The following is an 18,077-nucleotide window of genomic DNA, read 5'->3' on the forward strand; positions in this document are numbered from 1 at the left end:
GGTAACAGCCCCGTGCAACTGTTCAGGTTGATGGTTCATTGGTGGGAAGGGGCCGAGCCATGCCGCGGCCTGTCCCAACAGGGACGACCAGGATCCTCTCGGCCTCCTTCCCACCTCAAACATAGCACTGAACGAACACACAGGATCCTATGGTCTGCGCCGCGTCGCTTCGCTCCTTGCTTCGCCCCAGGATGACGAAGCGATGGGCGTTTCCGCAAACCGCCGAGCCGTGCCGCTCAGCGCTTCTTGGCCCTGCCGGCGAAGGGATTGTCGGAGGTGCGCAAGGCGATGCGGATCGGCACGCCCGGCATGTCGAAGGCTTCGCGCAGGCTGTTCGAGAGATAGCGGACATAGGATTGCGGCATCGCATCGGGCCGCGAGCACTGGACGACAAAGCCCGGCGGCCGCGTCTTGGCCTGGGTGACATATTTGATCTTCAGGCGGCGGCCGGCGACGGCGGGCGGCGGGTGATGCGCCAGAATGCCTTCCAGCCAGCGGTTGAGCTTGCCGGTCGAGACGCGGCTATTCCAGACCTTGTGCGTGCGGATGACGGCATCCATCAATTTGTCGAGGCCGCGGCCGGTCTCGGCGGAGACTGTCACCGCCTGCATGCCACGCGCCTGCGGCAAAAGCCGCTCGGTCTTCTCGCGCAGTTCGGCCAGCAGCTCCTGCGGCTTGTCGATCAGGTCCCATTTATTGAAGGCGATCACCGGCGCGCGGCCCTCGCGGATGATCAGGTCGGCGATCTGCAGATCCTGCTTCTCGAAAGGGATGGTGGCGTCGAGTACGATGATGACGATCTCGGCGAAGCGGATGGCGCGCAGGCCGTCCTGCACCGACATCACTTCCAGCTTTTCGTGGATCCTGGCCTTGCGGCGCATGCCGGCGGTGTCGAATAGTTTTAAGCGGCGGCCGCGCCAGTCCCAGTCGACGGAGATGGAATCGCGGGTGATGCCGGCTTCCGGCCCGGTCAAAAGCCGCTCCTCGCCGATCAGCGCATTGATCAGCGTCGACTTGCCGGCGTTCGGGCGGCCGACGACGGCGATGCGCATCGGCTTGGTGTCGTCATAGGCGGGCTCGGCGTCCGGATCGGCAATGTCCTCGCCGATCAGCACTTCGCTGGCGGCGACCTCGTCGTCGTCGTCCTCTTCCTCGCCGAAGGCGCGCTCCTCGCCGAGGGCAGCGATCACGGCGTCGCGCAGATCGGGCATGCCCTGGCCGTGTTCGGCCGAGACCGGGATCGGCTCGCCAAGGCCAAGCTCCCAGGCCTCCAGCATGCCGCCCTGGGCGCCCTTCGCTTCGGCCTTGTTGGCGACCAGCACGACCGGCTTGCCGGATTTACGCACCACTTCGGCAAAGGTCCTGTCGTCGGGCAGCAAGCCGGATTTGGCGTCGATGGTGAAGAAGATCAGATCGGCTTCGCGGATGGCGATCTCGGTTTGCGCGCGCATGCGGCCAGGCAGCGTCGAGGCGCCCGCATCCTCGAAGCCGGCAGTGTCGATGACATCGAAATGCAGGTCGTAGAGCTTTGCCGCATGGACGCGGCGATCGCGGGTGACGCCCGGCGTGTCGTCGACAAGCGCCAGCTTCCTTCCCACCAGCCGATTGAAAAGAGTCGATTTGCCGACGTTAGGCCGGCCGATGATGGCGACTTTGAATGTCATCCGGCATCACGACGCGCTGCCCGACCCGCGAATCAGCTCGGACATCAAGGTCGCCCGCTGGCGCGCATTGCGCGGGGCACCGTCATCCGAGGCGATCTGGTCGAACAGTTTCAGCGCGTCCTGAGACTTGCCTTCCTTCCAGGCGGCAAGACCGAGCGCCTCGCGCGCGGTGTGGCGCAGCGTGTTGGTGTCTGCGGTCAGCGCCTCGACGCGGCTGGAGACGTCGGCGAAGGAGCCGTGGTCGACGAGCAGGAGTGCCGCCCTGAGGCGGGCCATGTCGCGGATGCCCGAAGGAATGGCGGTGTCGGCGGCGACGTCGTCGAAATCCTTGACGGCGGCATCGACGTCGCCCTTGTCGGCCTTTACGGTCGCCGCACGCATGCGGGCGAGCAGCGGATAGGCGCCGTAGCCGTCCTTCTCCAGCGAATCCAGTGCGGCCAGCGCCTCGTCGCTCTTGCCGTCATTGGCGAGCTTCAGCGCCTGCGAGAAAGCATCGCCCGAGCGGTTGGCGCGGCTCTCATCCCAATAGCGGTAGCCGACGACGGCGGCGGTGCCGAGCACCACCAGGATGGCAAGGACAAGCAGGGCCGGGCCGAAACGGTCCCACAGCGCCTGCGCCTGTTCGCGACGAATCTCTTCGTTGACTTCGCGGATAAAACTGTCGTCCGACATCATCAAAACCATTGCAGCCCCGGCCGGGGCGCTTCTTGAGCCCGCGTTTTAGCGAAATTTTGTCGGCATGGAAGGGGCTTGGCAGGAAAATCGGCGGAGAGAGGTCGAGGCGCGGCAAAGAGCACCTCTGCGGGTGACCGCACCCGTGCCACATTTCGCAGCTAGCCGGTCCTTGACCTTCCGGATACCCAGACCTTTGCCGATGCCTCCTCTGTCCCGCGTTTTTGCGTCGTCTCTTGCCTCGCTTGCGATGGCAGGCGGTGCCTTTGCCGATCCGCCCGCCACGCCGGCGAAGCTGAAGCCGAAGCAGGTCGTCATCATCTCGTTCGACAGCGCCCGCGACATTTCGCAGTGGAAGCGCAGCCGGGCAATGGCTGAGCGCACCGGCGCGCATTTCACCTATTTTCTGTCCGGCGTCTTTCTGCTCTCGCCACAAACGCGCTCGGAATACACCGCGCCCGGCAAGAGCGCCGGCAAATCGAATATCGGCTTTGCCACCTCGAAACAGGACGTGGCCGAGCGACTCGAGCAGATCCGGCTTGCCGTTTCGGAAGGCCACGACATAGGCAGCCATGGTTGTGGCCATTTCGACGGCAAGGGCTGGAGCAAGGCCGACTGGCTGAGCGAATTCGGTTCCTTCCAGCACATCCTTGAGAATGCCTATTCGATCAACGGCATTGCGCCCGAGCAATCAGGCTGGCGCGCTTTCGCGCGGCATGCGGTGGTCGGCTTTCGCGCGCCCTATCTGTCGACGAACAAGGCGCTTTATGAGGCACTTCCCGCGGCCGGCTTCCAGTTCGACGCCAGCGGCGTCTCGAAGGGCCCGGCCCAGCCGCCGACAAGCAACGGCATCACGCGCTTTTCACTGCCGCAGATTCCGGAGGGCCCGAAGGCAAGACCGGTGATCGCTATGGACTACAATCTCTATGTCCGCCATTCCGGCGGCTTCGAGCGACCGAGCGGAGTGGCGGAATTCGCTGAGCGGACCTATGACGCCTTCCGCGCCGCCTTCGACAGGCAATACCAGGGCAAGCGCATTCCGCTGGAACTCGGCTTCCATTTCACGCTGATGAATGACGGCGCCTACTGGAACGCGCTGGAGCGCTTTGCCGGCGAAGTCTGCGTCAAGGCCGATGTCGAATGCATCAGTTTTCGCGACTATGTCTCGCGGCAACGCGCCGGCGACAGACAGGCAGCGGTGGGCGGCTGAGCCGCCCACGCTTTCCCCGACCAAAGTGTGATCAGGCCGGGTCTTCGGCGCCCTGCCTCGCGAGATAGCGCTGATCGATTTCAGGCAGCGGCTCGCCTTCCAGCGTTGCTTCGAAGGCGCGAAGGCGCTTGTGCACCGACTGAAGCTCGACGATGGTCGACCACGAGCTGAGCAGGAACTGCAGCGACCCCGTCACCTTGCCGAATGCGTTCGATATCTGGTTCAGGGCTCCGAAGGTAATCTTGTGCGCCACGAGCGAGGGGCCGAGGATCAGCAGGGAGAAGATGTTGTCGGCCTGCAAGTAGGTGTACCGGACCACATTGAAATAGATGTAGTGGAAATAGAGCCTGAAGTAGTTGTGACGAACATTGGCGAACAGCTCGGCGGTGGTCGCCGGCTGGGCTCTGTCGGCATAATCCTCGCCGTAGACGAGTTCCTTGCGATAGGCGGCCTCGACGCGCTGGTTGCGGAACTGCAATCCCGGCAACTTCATACCCGCAACCATCACTGAAATCGTTCCGAACAGACACCAGGCAAGTGCTGCGACAACCAGCGGCTGGGGGACTGTTCCGACAATCGGCAACTCAGTGATGTGGGCCTGCAACTGGATCATGACCGGCAGGAAGGCGATCAAGGTCATGATCGACTGGACGAAGCTGGAACCCAGATCTTCCATGATCTGCGAGAACCGCATCGTATCTTCCTGGATACGCTGTGAGGCACCTTCGATGTGGCGCAGCCTGCTCCAGTTCTCGACGAAATAGTTGTTCATCGCCGTGCGCCAGCGGAAGATCCAGTGGCTGACGATGAAGGCATTGACCACCTGCACATTCATGCCGACCAGCGCCAGCCACGAAAAATCGGCCAATCCGAGATAGAACTCGCTATCGGTCGACTTTCCCGTGCCCGACATCAGCCCCTGCACGTAGTCGAAGAATGGTCCATACCAGGCATTGACCGCGACGCTGACCTGAACGTTGAAATAGATGAAGAACAGGATGACGGCCGTCATCAGGATCGACCAGTTCTGCCAGGGATGCGGGGAATACCAGGCCCAGAAGGCGTAGAAGGCAGCGACGCAAAGTACGAAGTAGATGTAGAACCATAGGAATGGCTTGGACCAGAGCACGGCGATACCGATAATGGGCGGCGCACCGGCGGCAGCGGGCGGCAGGCCAAGGATGGCGCCCACTTGCTCGCCACCGAAGAACCAGAACAGGATCGCGGCAAGACTCCAGACGGCGGCCGAGGTGAAGAAGAGCTTCGGCTGCGGGAAAAAGGATACGAACACTGTGGCGGGTTCCTCGGTCGAATCGCAAATCAGCGAGGTTGCTGTAAGCGGGCATAAGTTCACACATTAGGGGGAAAGAAAATGCCCGTGCCCCATGCCCGGCACCGAGCAAGCCCACAAATCATGGCGATTTTGGCGCAGCCGACCATGCAATCGAACCGGACGCCAAAAGAATGACGGCCGCCATGATCGAAGCGAGCACGTAATTGCCGGAGGCCTGGGCGAGCAGCCCAGCGGCGATCGGGCCGATGATCTGGCCAATGCCGAAGGCGGCCGTCATCATCGCCAGGATACGGCGTGGCGCCTGGGGAACCAGTTGTCTTGCCGTCTGCAAGCCGAGAGCGGTAATCGCGATGAAGGTGCCGCCGAGCAGAACGCCGGCCAGCAGCGGCCCGGTATGGCCGCCAACCGCGACGCTGGCGGCGACGCCGACCACCTCGACGAGGCAGGCCAGGGCGTAGGCGGCATAGAGCCCGACCCTGGCCGCAACCTTCTGCCAGAGCCAGAGCGAAGGAAGACCGGCAAGGCCGGTGACCATCCATACCGCTGCCTCGAAGACGCGCCCGCCGCCGCCCTGGCGGACGATGGCGACCAGGAAGGTCGCCGTCACCACATAGCCGAAGCCGAACAGACCATAGGCAACGATCATCTTCAGCAGCGGCCTGTCGTCCTTCGGCAGCGGCGGCTCACGGCCGGCGACGCCGTTGGCGGTCGACGTGGAGCCGACCAGCCAGGCGACGACCACCAGGCCGCAAGCGGAAATCGCCGCCGACCACAGCCAGCCCGCCGCCCAGCCGGCATGGTCGGTGACGAGAATGGCCATCAGCACCGAGGAGGCCGCGATGCCCAGGCCGACGCCGCCGAAATGCAGGGCCTGCAGATCGTTGCGGTCGGCCCGAATGAGATGGCTGAAGACGATGCTCGACATGAACACCATGACGAAGGCGCTGGCCAGACCGGCAAGAAAGCGGATGACGAGAAAGGCCGCCATCGTATCCGTAAGCCCCATCAGAGCGGCAAGCAGTGCGCTGGCGGCAAGGCCGGAGAACATCAGCAGGCGCTCGCGCCCATGCGCCCAGCCGCCGGCCGCGGCCATCGCGCCGACGAGATAGCCGAGATAGTTGGCGGACGCGATCCAGCCGGCGTCGGCCGGCGTCAGGCCAAGCTCCTCCATCATGCCGGGCAGGATCGGCGTGTAGACGAAACGGCCGATTCCCATGGCGACAGCGAGCGCCAGCATGCCGGCGATGGCGAGGCGCAAGGGCGAAGCGGTTTTCATTGCAGCGCACAATAGGTGCATGCGCGGATGAGACAATCCGCTTGTGTTGGGCCAGCGCGGCCGTGCTCCGTCGCGGGCGGTTTTCGCCGTCGCGCTGCCCCTCATCCGCCTGCCGGCACCTTCTCTCCGTATAGTGACGGGGAGAAGGGTCTGGCTGCAACCTCGGCTCGATTTTCTCCAACGCCGGCGATTGGCGAAACCATCGATGACAGCGTCCTTCTCCCCGGCACTATACGGGGAGAAGTGCCCGGCAGGGAGATGAGGGGCGGCGCCGACATCATGCGATCTTAGCCGCAGCCTGCCGTCACCGTCTCGTAGGCGGTGCGCCGCGCCGTCAGGCGGAACGGCACGTCGCCCAGTTCACGCTCCGACATGGTGTCGAGCACCGGGTGCGAGAGCGGATCGATAACCCAGCGGGCGATCTCGTCATGGCGCGGGTCTTGCCCTGCTCCGGAGACGGACAAGACTTTCAGGAATGATAAAATCTTCATCGTCGTTGCCTCCAAGGTCTGGCTTTCCTCCCATAAAATCGGCCTTTCTACCCGGTATTTCAATTGAGATTTCGGCCATATCAGTTTAGAAAAACTTCATGGCTATGCTGAACCGCGTCCATCTGAACGGCCTGCGCGCCGTGGAAACCGTCGCCCGGCTGGGATCGCTCGCCGCAGCGGCTTCCGAGCTCGGCGTTTCCGTCAGCGCCGTCAGCCAACAGATCAAGCGCACCGAACAGCAGCTCGGCCAGACGCTGTTCGAACGGACGCCGGGCGGGCTGGTTCCGACGGAGTTCGGTGTCGTCTTCACGGCGCGTCTCAGCGCCGGTTTCCGAGAGCTTGCGCAGGCTGTGGCGCTGGCAGGCGAGGCGAGCGAATGCACGCTGGTGGTTTCGGTCGCGCCAGCCTTCGCCTCGAAATGGCTGCTGCCGAGACTGTCCAGGCATTTCGCCCGGCATCCGAACGTGCTGCTGCGCATCGACGCTTCGGGTCGGATCGCCGATCTCGACCATTCCGACATCGACATCGGCATCCGGATGGGTGACGGCAAATGGCCGGGCGTGCGCGCGGAACTGCTGCTGGCGCAGGAGGTCTTCCCGGTCTGCGCGCCGTCGATCGCAGCCAAGCTCAGGTCGATCGAGGATCTGGCGCAGACCTGCGCCATCACCGACGAGCGGTCGATGATCAGCTGGGACAGCTGGTTCGAAGCGGCGGGCGTCGAGCCGGTCACCTTCCTCAAGGGCGCGCGCTTCACCGACCCGATGCTTTGCCTGGAATCGGCGATCGCCGGCCATGGCGTTATGCTGGCCTGGCAATTGCTGACGGCCGACGCCCTCACCGACGGCCGGCTGGTGGCGCCCTTCGGCGTGCGCGCCGAGAGCGGCCTGGGCTATTGGATGGTGACCTCGGCGACCAAGGCCGAAAGCCGCAAGGTGCGCGATTTCAAGGCCTGGATCCGCGAAGAGATCGACGCGACGATGGCGCAGTTCCGGACGCTCGACAGCGCCGCCTGAGCCTGGTCCACCGCAATGCGGTGGAAAGGATGGCCGCGCCGGTCTATGTATGGACCAGACCCCACATCACGGCAGGCAGGATCATGACCACACATTCGCGCGGCGTTTCCGCAACGATCGACCCGGTGAAGCTCGACAGGCTGGCCGAGGTCGCCATCAAGGTCGGGCTGCAATTGCAGCCGGGACAGGATCTGGTGCTGACCTCGTCGATCGCCGCCCTGCCCTTGACGCGGCGGATCGTCGAGCACGCCTACAAGGCCGGCGCCGGCCTGGTGACGCCGATCTTCAACGATGACGAGATCACGCTGGCACGCTTCCGCTACGGCGCCGACGACGGCTTCGACCGCGCCGCCGGGTGGCTCTATGAGGGCATGGCCAAGGCCTTCGCCGGCAATGCCGCACGGCTTGCCGTGCGCGGCGAGGACCCGTCGCTGCTGTCGGCGCAGGATCCTTCGAAGGTGGCGCGGGCCAACAAGGCGAATTCGATGGCCTATCAGCCGGCGCTGGAGAAAATCACCGGCTTCGACATCAACTGGAACATCGTCGCCTATCCGGACCTCGCCTGGGCCAAGCAGGTGTTCCCCGATGACGCCGACGACGTCGCGGTGGCAAAGCTCGCCGATGCCATCTTCGCCGCCTCGCGCGTCGACGTGGAAGATCCGATCGGCAACTGGACGGCACACAATGCGGCGCTCCGCAGCCGCACCGAATGGCTGAACGGCCATAATTTCCATGCGCTGCATTTCACCGGGCCGGGCACGGACCTCACCGTCGGCCTGGCCGACGGCCATGAATGGATGGGCGGCGCCTCGACCGCCAAGAACGGCGTCACCTGCAACCCGAACATCCCGACCGAAGAGGTGTTCACCACGCCGCATGCACGGCGCGTCTCGGGCCATGTCTCCTCGACCAAGCCGCTGTCCTACCAGGGCACGCTGGTCGACGAGATCTCGGTGCGCTTCGAGGAGGGCCGGATCGTCGAGGCCAAGGCCTCGAAGGGCGAGGATGTGCTGAAGAAGGTGCTCGACACCGACGAGGGCGCGCGCCGGCTCGGCGAAGTGGCGCTGGTGCCGCATTCCTCGCCGATCTCGGCCAGCGGCCTGCTGTTCTTCAACACGCTGTTCGACGAGAACGCCGCCTGCCACATCGCGCTCGGACAGTGCTATTCAAAATGCTTCGTCGGCGGCGCCTCGCTCAGCCAGGACGAGATCGCCCAGCGCGGCGGCAACAAGAGTTTCATCCATATCGACTGGATGATCGGCTCGGACAAGATCGACATAGACGGCGTCGGCAAGGACGACAGCCGCGTGCCAGTCATGCGCAAGGGCGAATGGGCCTGAGAGGGTCCGCGCGGAGGTTGCGATGGCCTTCGAGATAACGGTCAAGCGCATCTATGAGCCGGCTGAGGCGGGCGACGGACAGCGGGTACTTGTCGACCGCGTCTGGCCACGCGGGGTTGCCAAGAAGGACGCGGCGCTGACGCTATGGCTGAAGGACATTGCGCCGAGTGAAGAGTTGCGCAAATGGTTCGGACATGAGCCCGAGCGCTGGGCGGAGTTCCAGAAGCGGTATGGGGCCGAGCTTGGCCGGAATGATGAGGCGGTGGCGGAACTGCGCGGCCTGCTTCGTGAAGGCAAGGTGACGCTACTCTACGGCGCGCATGACGAGGCGCACAACAATGCGGTGGCGCTGGCGGGGTACCTACTTCGTCATCCTCGGGCTTGACCCGAGGATCCAGAGCGGGCCTAGGGCACCTTACCCCACTGCCGCCTGATAAACATCCGGCTTGAACCCAACCAGGATGCGGTCGCCAACCTCCAGCACAGGGCGCTTGATCATCGTCGGTTTCGCCAGCATCAGCGCCCTGGCCTTCTTCGCATCGAGCGATCCTTTCTCCTTGTCAGACAGTTCGCGGAACGTCGTGCTCGCCTTGTTGAGCAATACCTCCCAGCCGACTTTACCCACCCAGCCATCCAGCCGCCCGGCGTCCAGCCCTTCCACCCTATAATCGTGAAACCGGTAGGCGATATCCCGGCTCTCCAGCCAGACGCGCGCCTTCTTGATCGTGTCGCAGTTGATGATGCCGTACATGGTGATCGTCAAGACAGAACCTCGGAACGATGGATTTGCGAATCTGACGGCAGGCTAGGCCCGCCCTGCCCGCTTTGCCAACGGCTTTGTCGGCGCCTTCGAATTTCGGTCTTGCCAATACTAAGGAATTTTCCTAAGTAATTTGCGAGGCGCCCGTAGTGATGCGCGATCCGCAAGAAGGAAAACGTATGAGCCTACAGACGGCAACTCCCAACCCGCCACCAATCGACGGCATTTTCCGCGCCCTTGCCGATCCGACGCGGCGTCTTGTGGTGGAGCGGCTGAACCGGAGCCCGGCTTCGGTCAGCGAGCTTGCCGAGCCCTTCGACATGGCCCTGCCCTCCTTCATCGAGCACCTCAAGGTGCTGGAAGGTTGCGGGCTGGTGCAATCGGAAAAGGCCGGCCGCGTTCGGACCTACCGGCTTTCGCCCGAACCGCTGAAGCTGGCTGAAAACTGGCTATCCGAGCAGCGCGCTCTTTGGGAGCGCCGCCTCGACCAGTTCGACGCCTATGTCATGACCCTCAAGGAGACAGAAAAATGAGCTATCCGTTCAAGCCGGACCCCAGACTGGACCTCATGCTGGAGCGCGTCGTCGATGCGCCGCGCGAATTGCTGTGGCGCGCCTGGACGACGCCGGAGCACGTCAAGCAATGGTTCACGCCGAAGCCATGGATCATCACGGACTGCGAGATCGACCTTCGGCCCGGCGGGTTGTTCCGGACGCGCATGCAGTCGCCGGATGGCAAGCAAGTCAACGACCGCCATTGCTGCTATCTCGAGATCGTGCCGAACGAGCGGCTCGTCTGGACCGACGCGCTGCTGCCCGGCTTCCGGCCGTCGGGCGAGCCTTTCATCACCGCGGTGATATCGTTTCAGCCGGAAGGCAAGGCGACACGCTACACCGCGACCGCCATCCACCGCGACGAGGCGACGCGCAAGAACCATGAAGAGATGGGTTTTTACGATGGCTGGGGCACGGTGCTCGACCAGCTTGCGGACTATACGAAGACGATCTGAGATTGTCATAGGCGGCCGGGGCACCGCCCTGGCCGCCATATTTTGAATCACGCAGCGAAGCGGGCAGCCACCAGCAAGCCGGTGGTGTTTCCGGCCTCAATAGTAGAAGCGCTCTTCGGTGATTTTGCCGTTCTTGACCGTGTACAGGCCAACCTCATCCATGGTGACGCGCTCACCGGTAGCCTTGGGCGTTATGTCAAACTTGAAGCGGACCGCGAACTGGTCGCCGTTGACATAGGGGCCTTCGACCGAGCCGCCATGGACTTCGTTGTTCTCTTGCCACCACTGGCCCTTCTGCTTGACCGTGTCCTTGCCTTCGCAGACGGCCATCGGCCCGTCCATGGCTTCGTAGCTAACGACGTTGTCGGCATTATACTTCTCTGCAGCGGCTTCGTTGTTGCCTTGCTTGAGGAGCTACGTGAAATCCTTGGCAATTTCCGTAATGGTCATGTGTTCCTCCTGTTCAGACGCTTTCCAAGTAGGGAACCGCTTGCTGGCCTGCCACCGTCGACCCGTTCGGTAGCTGACAACTCGTGTCAGGATGGAGCAATGTCTGCAGCGACTTGTGATGCTCAAAGGGCGGCCAAGGCATCGTCTTGCCCGCGTGCGATCCGGTTTGGAGCAACCCGCTCCCCTATACCTGATAGCAGCCGCGTTCGATGGCGAGGCGCCGCACCAGCGCCAGCACGCTGTCTATGGTGGGCGTTGGTTGGCCGGTCAGCCGACCCAGTTCCTGCACCGCCGTGACCAGCGCGTCGATCTCCATTGGACGGCCGCGCTCCAGGTCCTGAAGCATCGAGGTCTTGTGCTCGCCGACATCGCCGGCGCCCTTGATGCGCCGGTCGACCGCGACGGGAAAGCGTACGCCGAGGCTTTCGCCGATCGCCTGCGCTTCCAGCATCATGGCGCGGGCCAGCGCGCGGGTCGCGTCGTCGGCGACGATGGCCACGAGCGTGCTACCGGTCAGCGCCGAGACCGGATTGAAGGAAAGATTGCCCCAGAGCTTGACCCAGGTCTCGCCGCGGATATCGTCACGAACCGGCGCCTGCAAGCCCGCCGCGACCAACTCCCTGGCGAGCCGCGTGACCCGCCCGCTCTTCTCGCCTGATGGCTCGCCGAGCGAGAAGCGCGTGCCCTCGACATGGCGGATCAGGCCGGGCGCATCGACCTCGGCGGCGGGATAGACGACGGAGCCGATGACGCGCTCCGGCCCGAGACGCTGCCAGATAGTGCCGCCGGGATCGACGGCTTGAATACGGGTGCCTTCGAGCGCACCGCCGGCCTTGTAGAAATACCACCAGGGCACGCCGTTCTGCATGGTGACGACGGCGGTGTCGGGCCCAAGCAGCGGCGCGATCTGATCGAGCGCGGGGCCGACTGAATGCGCCTTCAGCGCCAGCACGACATAATCCTGCACGCCGAGCTCTTCGGCCCGCGCGGCGGCCCTAACCGGAGCAACGGATTCATGGCCGTCCTCGATCAGGCGGAGACCACTTGCCTTGATCGCATCGAGATGCGCGCCGCGCGCCACGATCGACAGATCGACTTTGCCGGCGATGGCCAATTTGGCGGCGAGGTAGCCGCCGATGGCGCCGGCGCCGAAAACGGTAACGCGCATCAGCCGAGACCGAGCTTGGCGGCAAGGCCGATGCGCTGCAGCTTGCCGGTCGCGCCCTTGGGAATCTCGTCGAGGATGAGGACCTTGCGCGGCACCTTGAAATCGGCGAGCCGCGTCGCGGCAAAGCCGCGTATGTCGGCTTCGCTGGCGCTCAACCCTTCGCGCAGCACGACGGCGGCGGCAACCTCTTCGCCGAGCTTGTCATGCGGCATGGCAAAGGTGACGACCTGCGCCACCGCCGGATGATCCATCAGCACGCCGTCGACCTCGAGCGGCGAGATTTTTTCGCCGCCGCGGTTGATGATCTCCTTCAGCCGTCCGGTGACGCGCAAATAGCCGTCTTCGTCGAGCACGCCCTGGTCACCGGTGTGGAACCAGCCATGGGCGAAGGCGCTGGCATTGGCGTCCGGGTTGTTCTCATAGCCGGCCGTGACATTGGGGCCGCGAATGACGATCTCACCGGTCTCGCCGGTTTCGAGCAAGCGCCCGTCGGGAGCCATGACCGCGACCTCCGGCCCGGCGGCGGCGCCGACGCTGCCTGGCTTGCGTTGGCCAGGCGGCAGGCGGTTCGACGCCATCTGGTGCGCGGCCTCGGTCATGCCGTAGGATTCGATCACCGGACAGGAGAAGGCCGCTTCGAGCTCGGCCATCACCTGCGCCGGCAGCGAGGCCGAAGACGAGCGGATGAAGCGGAGCGGTGCCGCGGCCAGCGCATCGGCATTGCGCGCGGCGCGCGGCAGGATCGCCTGATGCATGGTGGGTACTGCCGTGTACCAGCTCGGCTTTGCTTCGCCGAGCCAATGGAAGAAGCGCAGAGCGTTGAAGCCCGGCGTGCAGAAGACGCTGCCGCCGGCGGCGAGCGAGGACAGCACCGCGGCGATCAGCCCATGGATGTGGAACAGCGGCATGATGTTGAGGCAGCGATCGCCGGCGGCCAGGCCGAGCGTTGCGCCGATATGGGCAGCCGAGGCGGCGAGGTTGGCATGGCTGAGCGGCACCAGCTTAGGACGTGAGGTGGTGCCCGACGTGTGCAGCAGCAGCGCGATATCGCCATCCTGTGCCAGCCCGGACAAAACAGACGGACCGACCGGTTCGCCCTCGATACTGAAGCTTCCGGCCGGCGCGTGATGCAATGCAACGAGCCGCAGCACGCGGATACCGAGGCGCTCGGCGACGGCGACCGCCGGACCGTTTTCGTCCCTGGCGACGAGGATTGCCTTGGCGCCGATGTCGGAGAGATAAAAATCGAGCTCGTCGGGCCGGTAGGCGGGGTTGAGCGGTGCCGTCGAAGCGGCCGCCGCCACCGCGACGAAGGCCGTCGCCATCTCCGGCCCGTTGGGCAGCACGATGGCGACGCGATCGCCACGACCGAGCCCCAGCGCGTTGAGCCGCGCTGCCGTCTCGCGGATCAGGCGGCGCAACCCGCCATGCGTCAGGGTTGCCCGGTCGGGTGCTGAAATCGCCGGCGCGCCGTCTGTACCTGCGGCGATCCGTGCGATGATCGAATTCGTTTCAGACAACCCTGACCTCGATGTCGCCAACACTGTCGATATGGCCGGTGAGAATGTCGCCGCGCTGGACGGCGCCGACGCCGGACGGCGTCCCCGAAAGGATAATGTCTCCGGGCATGAGCGTAAACAGGCCAGACAGGTAACTGATCATTTCAGGCACCTTCCAGATCATCTGGTTGAGATCGCCCGTCTGCTTGCGCTGCCCGTTCAGGTCCAGCCAGATCGCACCTTGGGCGGGATGGCCGATCGCGCTTGCAGGAACCAGCGGGGTGCATGGCGCCGACGCCTCGAAGGCCTTGCCGACCTCCCAGGGCCGACCGAGATCCTTGGCCACGGCCTGCAGGTCGCGCCGCGTCATGTCGAGGCCGACGCCGTAGCCGAAAACGCAGTCGAGCGCTTTGGCCACCGGAATGTCCTTGCCGCCGCTTTTCAACGCCACCACCATCTCGATCTCATAGTGGACGTCGCTGGAAGCCGGCGGATAGGGAAATTCTCCGGATGTGTTGAGGTTGTCGGGGTTCTTCTGGAAGAAGAAAGGCGGCTCCTTGTTCGGATCGTGGCCCATTTCGACGGCGTGCGCCGCATAGTTGCGGCCGACGCAATAGACCCGATGCACCGGAAACAGCTTGTCCGACTGAGCGACCGGGATGGCCGGAATCGTGGTCGGTTCGATTGCGTAGTCTGCGCCGTGAATGTTCATTATCTTGCTCCTGCGTAGTATTCGACTTTGGCTTCGGCCCGCTCGATCAGTTCGGCGATCAGGAGGGCGAAGGCGAAAAGGATGATGGTGAGGGCCCAGAATTCGGCCATGCGGAAATTCCGCGAGAAGGTCTCGAAGAGTGCGCCATAGCCGACGATGGCGACCAGAAGCTGGCCGATCACAACGCCCTTCACGCCGCGGATGAGGCCGAGTCTTATGCCGGCGAGGATTTCCGGCAGCGCCGCCCAGAGGATGATTTTCAGGTACAGCGCCCGTCGCGAGGCGCCATAGGATCGCGCCATCTCGATGAGAGACGACGAGATGTGCCGCACGCCGGCGCGGGTATCAAGGACGATGATCCAGATCGCAAACAGGAACACCGCCGCGACGATCGTCCTTTCGCCGAAGCCGAACAGGATCATCAGCACCGGCACCAGGGCCGAGAGCGGGGCGCTGGAAAAGATGTTGACCCACATGCCGAGCAGGTCGTCGGCGATCTTCACGCGGCCCATGAGAATGCCGAGCGGCACGCCGATCACGATCGACAAGACCATTCCGGTGAAAAAGGCGCGCAGCGTCGTGATCGTCGCGCTCTGCCAGGACGGAGTCTGCACCAGACCCACAGCCGCGCTCAGAACCTCGCTGAGTGGCGGCAGCAGGAAGACCAGGTCGAGCCTGCCGACGATCTCCCACAGCACGCACCAGACAAGCAGCGATGCCATCATCGGGACGCGGTAGCCGAACAGGGTCATCTCAGGGCCTCATTCGGCATATTGCTTCAACCCCTGCCAGATTTCCTGGACCGTATCGAGATAGTGCTTGTCACGGTGGATGAGGTCCGGGTCGCCGGAGCGGTCGATCTCGGGTTCGATGATCTGCGAAACTCTGCCCGGCCGGGGCGACAGCAGCACGATGCGATCGGATATATAAACCGCCTCCTCGATCGAGTGCGTGACGAAGATGAAGGTCTTGTTCTGGTTGCTGCGCAACCTGATCAGGTCTTCCTGAAATTTCCGCCGGTTCTGCTCGTCAACAGCCGAGAACGGTTCGTCGAGAAGCAGCACGTCGGCATCGACCGACAAGGCGCGCGCCAGACCGACGCGCTGGCGCATGCCACCCGAAAGCTGGTGTGGATATTTATCCTCGAACCCGGCGAGCCCGACCTCGGCAATGTAGTGGCGTGCGATCTCCTCGCGCTCGGCTCTTGCCTTGCCGCGCAGTTCGAGCCCGAAGGCGACGTTGCGGAGCGCGGTTGCCCACGGCATCAGCGCAAAATCCTGGAACACGAAGGCACGCTCGGGGCCTGGCGCGGTGACCACCTTGCCGTCGACCGCGATCGAGCCGGCATTGGCCTTGATCAGCCCGGCGATGATCTTGAGAAGCGTCGTCTTTCCGCAGCCGCTCGGGCCGAGCAGGCTGGTCAGCTTGCCACGCGGAAAGTCGAGGTCTATGCCGCGCAAAGCTTCGGTGCTCCCGTAGCTCTTGGAGATTCCCCTCACCTCGACGATCGGATCGATTGGTGCGGGCATCGATGACGGTTCCTTTCGCAGTACAGCAGCGCGCATCTCAGGCTCCTCTTGTCTCGGGCCTGAAAACACGGACCTCGATCCACTGCAGCACAATCAGCGTCAGGGTCGAAAGCGCGATAATCGAGGCAATCGTTGCATACATTTCGGCATAGTCGGCGCGCGAACGGTGAAAGGTGATCAGGTCGCCGATTCCGGTCGGCGTGATCAACAGTTCGGCCAGCACGACGCCGACGAAGCCCGCCGCCACACCCAGGCGCAGACCCGCGAAAATGACCGGGCTGGCGTCAGGAAGGACGATCTGTGTGACCACTTGCCAGCGCGTTCCGAGGAACGAGCGGCACATGACGACGAGCGACTCGTTGACGTTTCGCACCGCCTTATAAGTGTTGAGCACGATGACCGGCAAAGCCAGTATCATCACAGCAAGCGTCTTGGCGGTCATGCCGATGCCGTAGACGAAAGTCACCATCGGGATGAAGGCGGCGACGGGCGCGGCCTGGAGCACGATAAACACCGGGATCAGCAGCCATTCACCGGTGCGCCACAGGCCGCACAGCGTTCCGAGGCCGACGCCGAGGAAAGCCGACAGCAGTATACCGAGCAGCAAGGGTTGCAGCGTCGAGACATACGCCAACGGCAGGCTGCCGTCGGCGATCAGCCCGATGAATGCGGTGAAAGTGGCCGAGAAGGTTGGAAACGCAAAGCTCACCGGTATGCGGCCGGCGATTTCCCAGATGCCCGCAAAAAGGGCGATCGAGACCAGCCTCAAGAGAACTGGCTGGTCCCGCCATCCACCCACTTCGCCGCGTGTCGAACGGGTCGCGAGGCCGACGGCCTCGCTCTCCGTCCTGATGCCGGTCGCCATCCGCCGGACCTATTTCTTGCCGAGCTTGGCGACGGCGCGGTCGATAGCAGCGACATCCCAGAAATCCTCGACCTTGAGGGAGGCCGGCTCGCCTTCGATCTGGCCGGCAAGGCTGAAGAACGCAAAATCGTCGGCTGCGGCCTCCGCTCCGCCGCCGTTCAGCACCAGGCTGCCGGCGGTGGCCGATTCCTTGTAGTACTCGGAAATTTCCGCGTCAGCGTCTGCGCCAAGGTCGGGCAGCAGCTTGTACTTGTTGCGAAACTCAACTGCGACGGCGGGGTTCTCGGTGATCTCGCGCCCCGTCTTCATCAGTTCCTCGACGAGGATATCGACATCGGCGGCATTGTTCTTCAGATAGTCGGCGGTGGCGAACAGACCTTCGTCGGTGGCGCTGAGGTCATCGACCGGCAGCACGATGAACTTGCCGGGCGCTTCCGCCTCGAGCGCGCGCCGATTGGCCGCGTCGACGATCGAGGCTTTCAGGGTGCCCTGGATAAGCGCATTGCGCCGGACCTCGGAGCCGGGGACGTAGCTGACAGTGCCGAGCTTGATGCCGTGGGTCTTGGCCATCAGCAGCATGACGGCCTCGGTGCCGGAGCCGCGCGCCTGCACCGCCACGTCCTGTCCGTCCAGATCCTTCCACTCCTTGTAGAACTCACTGTTGACCACCGGGAAAAAGCGCAGCGTCGAAATCTGCGCGAACAGGCGAATAGGCACGCCCGCCTTCTGGATCAGCGTGTAGGGTGCACCGATGCCGACATCTGCCTGGTTGCCGACGATGGCTTGGGCGGCCAGGTCTTCATCGTTGAGCACGATCAGTTCGACGTTTACTCCGCGTTCCTTCGCGCGTTCGATGGCGGTGAGCGTCTGGATGGATTCGATTCCCGGCAAATCCCCGAACGCGATCCGCATATCGCCGGCGCTGGCAGCCTCGATCGACATTGCACTGCCGATCGCCGCGGCGAGCGCTGTTGCAAGGACGGCACGCCTGGACAGCTTGGTCATGTTGATTCCTCCCGTTTTTCGTGTAACCAATATTGCAAATGGTTAAGGATTTTGGTCAGATTGGTCAAGCAATAATTCGCCTTCGACCAAGTTAACACACGATCCGCGGTTCGCAGTTCG

The 18,077-nt window shown here is 63.8% G+C and carries 19 protein-coding genes and 1 pseudogene; 6 read left to right on the forward strand and 14 right to left on the reverse strand.

Annotation, left to right across the window (positions count from 1 at the left end):
• Positions 1 to 236: 236 nt before the first annotated feature.
• A complete protein-coding gene (der, locus tag AC04SI_RS26790) occupies positions 237 to 1,664 on the reverse strand; it encodes a ribosome biogenesis GTPase Der (protein WP_404279687.1) in 1,428 nt (475 codons plus the stop codon).
• A gap of 6 nt (positions 1,665 to 1,670) precedes the next feature.
• Positions 1,671 to 2,336 carry a tetratricopeptide repeat protein gene (locus AC04SI_RS26795; protein ID WP_040584283.1) on the reverse strand — a complete coding sequence of 222 codons (666 nt, stop codon included), beginning with the start codon at positions 2,334 to 2,336 and terminating at the stop codon, positions 1,671 to 1,673.
• Between the two features lie 202 nt (positions 2,337 to 2,538).
• On the opposite strand from AC04SI_RS26795, the gene AC04SI_RS26800 reads away from it, so the two are divergent.
• A complete protein-coding gene (locus AC04SI_RS26800; protein WP_488475228.1) occupies positions 2,539 to 3,546 on the forward strand; it encodes a polysaccharide deacetylase family protein in 1,008 nt (335 codons plus the stop codon).
• A 31-nt stretch (positions 3,547 to 3,577) separates the two neighbouring features.
• Here the strand turns inward: AC04SI_RS26800 and sbmA are convergent, their stop codons facing one another.
• From sbmA to AC04SI_RS26815, 3 genes are all read right to left on the reverse strand, one after another.
• The gene (gene sbmA / locus AC04SI_RS26805; protein ID WP_404279683.1) at positions 3,578 to 4,837 is read right to left on the reverse strand and encodes a peptide antibiotic transporter SbmA; all 1,260 of its coding nucleotides are present in this window, start codon (positions 4,835 to 4,837) and stop codon (positions 3,578 to 3,580) included.
• Between the two features lie 121 nt (positions 4,838 to 4,958).
• Entirely contained in the window at positions 4,959 to 6,116 is a 1,158-nt protein-coding gene (locus tag AC04SI_RS26810; RefSeq protein ID WP_404279681.1) for a YbfB/YjiJ family MFS transporter, read from the reverse strand.
• Between the two features lie 287 nt (positions 6,117 to 6,403).
• Complete coding sequence (locus tag AC04SI_RS26815) at positions 6,404 to 6,607, reverse strand: hypothetical protein (protein ID WP_404279679.1); 204 nt, start codon at positions 6,605 to 6,607, stop codon at positions 6,404 to 6,406.
• A 98-nt stretch (positions 6,608 to 6,705) separates the two neighbouring features.
• Between AC04SI_RS26815 and AC04SI_RS26820 the strand changes: the two genes are divergently transcribed.
• The 3 genes from AC04SI_RS26820 to AC04SI_RS26830 all read left to right on the forward strand — a co-directional run bounded on the left by AC04SI_RS26820 (position 6,706) and on the right by AC04SI_RS26830 (position 9,345).
• Positions 6,706 to 7,620 (forward strand): LysR substrate-binding domain-containing protein, encoded by a 915-nt coding sequence (locus AC04SI_RS26820; RefSeq protein WP_404279677.1) that lies wholly within the window; start codon positions 6,706 to 6,708, stop codon positions 7,618 to 7,620.
• 83 nt (positions 7,621 to 7,703) lie between these two features.
• On the forward strand, positions 7,704 to 8,960 hold the full coding sequence (locus AC04SI_RS26825) for an aminopeptidase (protein WP_404279675.1): 1,257 nt from the start codon (positions 7,704 to 7,706) through the stop codon (positions 8,958 to 8,960).
• A gap of 22 nt (positions 8,961 to 8,982) precedes the next feature.
• Positions 8,983 to 9,345, forward strand: a complete 363-nt coding sequence (locus AC04SI_RS26830; RefSeq protein ID WP_404279673.1) for a DUF488 domain-containing protein — start codon at positions 8,983 to 8,985, stop codon at positions 9,343 to 9,345.
• Positions 9,346 to 9,375: 30 nt separating this feature from the next.
• Here AC04SI_RS26830 and AC04SI_RS26835 read toward each other — a convergent pair whose 3' ends face one another.
• Positions 9,376 to 9,723 (reverse strand): ArsC family reductase, encoded by a 348-nt coding sequence (locus AC04SI_RS26835; RefSeq protein ID WP_404279671.1) that lies wholly within the window; start codon positions 9,721 to 9,723, stop codon positions 9,376 to 9,378.
• 176 nt (positions 9,724 to 9,899) lie between these two features.
• Here AC04SI_RS26835 and AC04SI_RS26840 point away from each other — a divergent pair, with 176 nt between their 5' ends.
• Together AC04SI_RS26840 and AC04SI_RS26845 are read left to right on the forward strand one after the other, a co-directional pair.
• Complete coding sequence (locus AC04SI_RS26840) at positions 9,900 to 10,253, forward strand: ArsR/SmtB family transcription factor (RefSeq protein ID WP_404279669.1); 354 nt, start codon at positions 9,900 to 9,902, stop codon at positions 10,251 to 10,253.
• The gene (locus AC04SI_RS26845) at positions 10,250 to 10,729 is read left to right on the forward strand and encodes an SRPBCC family protein (protein WP_404279666.1); all 480 of its coding nucleotides are present in this window, start codon (positions 10,250 to 10,252) and stop codon (positions 10,727 to 10,729) included. Before AC04SI_RS26840 ends, AC04SI_RS26845 begins: the two co-directional genes overlap by 4 nt.
• A gap of 96 nt (positions 10,730 to 10,825) precedes the next feature.
• On the opposite strand, the pseudogene AC04SI_RS26850 reads toward AC04SI_RS26845, so the two are convergent.
• From AC04SI_RS26850 to AC04SI_RS26885, 8 genes and pseudogenes are all read right to left on the reverse strand, one after another.
• Positions 10,826 to 11,113: pseudogene (locus tag AC04SI_RS26850) on the reverse strand (SnoaL-like domain-containing protein); the annotation flags it as partial.
• A 250-nt stretch (positions 11,114 to 11,363) separates the two neighbouring features.
• Positions 11,364 to 12,347 (reverse strand): 2-dehydropantoate 2-reductase, encoded by a 984-nt coding sequence (locus tag AC04SI_RS26855; protein WP_404279664.1) that lies wholly within the window; start codon positions 12,345 to 12,347, stop codon positions 11,364 to 11,366.
• On the reverse strand, positions 12,347 to 13,867 hold the full coding sequence (locus tag AC04SI_RS26860; protein WP_404279662.1) for an acyl--CoA ligase: 1,521 nt from the start codon (positions 13,865 to 13,867) through the stop codon (positions 12,347 to 12,349). The genes AC04SI_RS26855 and AC04SI_RS26860 overlap by 1 nt, the downstream gene beginning before the upstream one ends.
• Complete coding sequence (locus AC04SI_RS26865) at positions 13,860 to 14,558, reverse strand: fumarylacetoacetate hydrolase family protein (protein WP_404279660.1); 699 nt, start codon at positions 14,556 to 14,558, stop codon at positions 13,860 to 13,862. Before AC04SI_RS26865 ends, AC04SI_RS26860 begins: the two co-directional genes overlap by 8 nt.
• Positions 14,558 to 15,310: an ABC transporter permease gene (locus AC04SI_RS26870; protein ID WP_488475229.1), complete on the reverse strand. Its 753-nt coding sequence runs from the start codon at positions 15,308 to 15,310 to the stop codon at positions 14,558 to 14,560. The genes AC04SI_RS26865 and AC04SI_RS26870 overlap by 1 nt, the downstream gene beginning before the upstream one ends.
• 9 nt (positions 15,311 to 15,319) lie before the next feature.
• Entirely contained in the window at positions 15,320 to 16,123 is an 804-nt protein-coding gene (locus tag AC04SI_RS26875; protein ID WP_040584280.1) for an ABC transporter ATP-binding protein, read from the reverse strand.
• 1 nt (position 16,124) lies between these two features.
• On the reverse strand, positions 16,125 to 16,952 hold the full coding sequence (locus tag AC04SI_RS26880; RefSeq protein WP_404279655.1) for an ABC transporter permease: 828 nt from the start codon (positions 16,950 to 16,952) through the stop codon (positions 16,125 to 16,127).
• Between the two features lie 9 nt (positions 16,953 to 16,961).
• Complete coding sequence (locus tag AC04SI_RS26885; protein ID WP_120014187.1) at positions 16,962 to 17,957, reverse strand: ABC transporter substrate-binding protein; 996 nt, start codon at positions 17,955 to 17,957, stop codon at positions 16,962 to 16,964.
• Positions 17,958 to 18,077: the final 120 nt, after the last annotated feature.

This window comes from Mesorhizobium sp. CNPSo 4689, assembly GCF_057784325.1.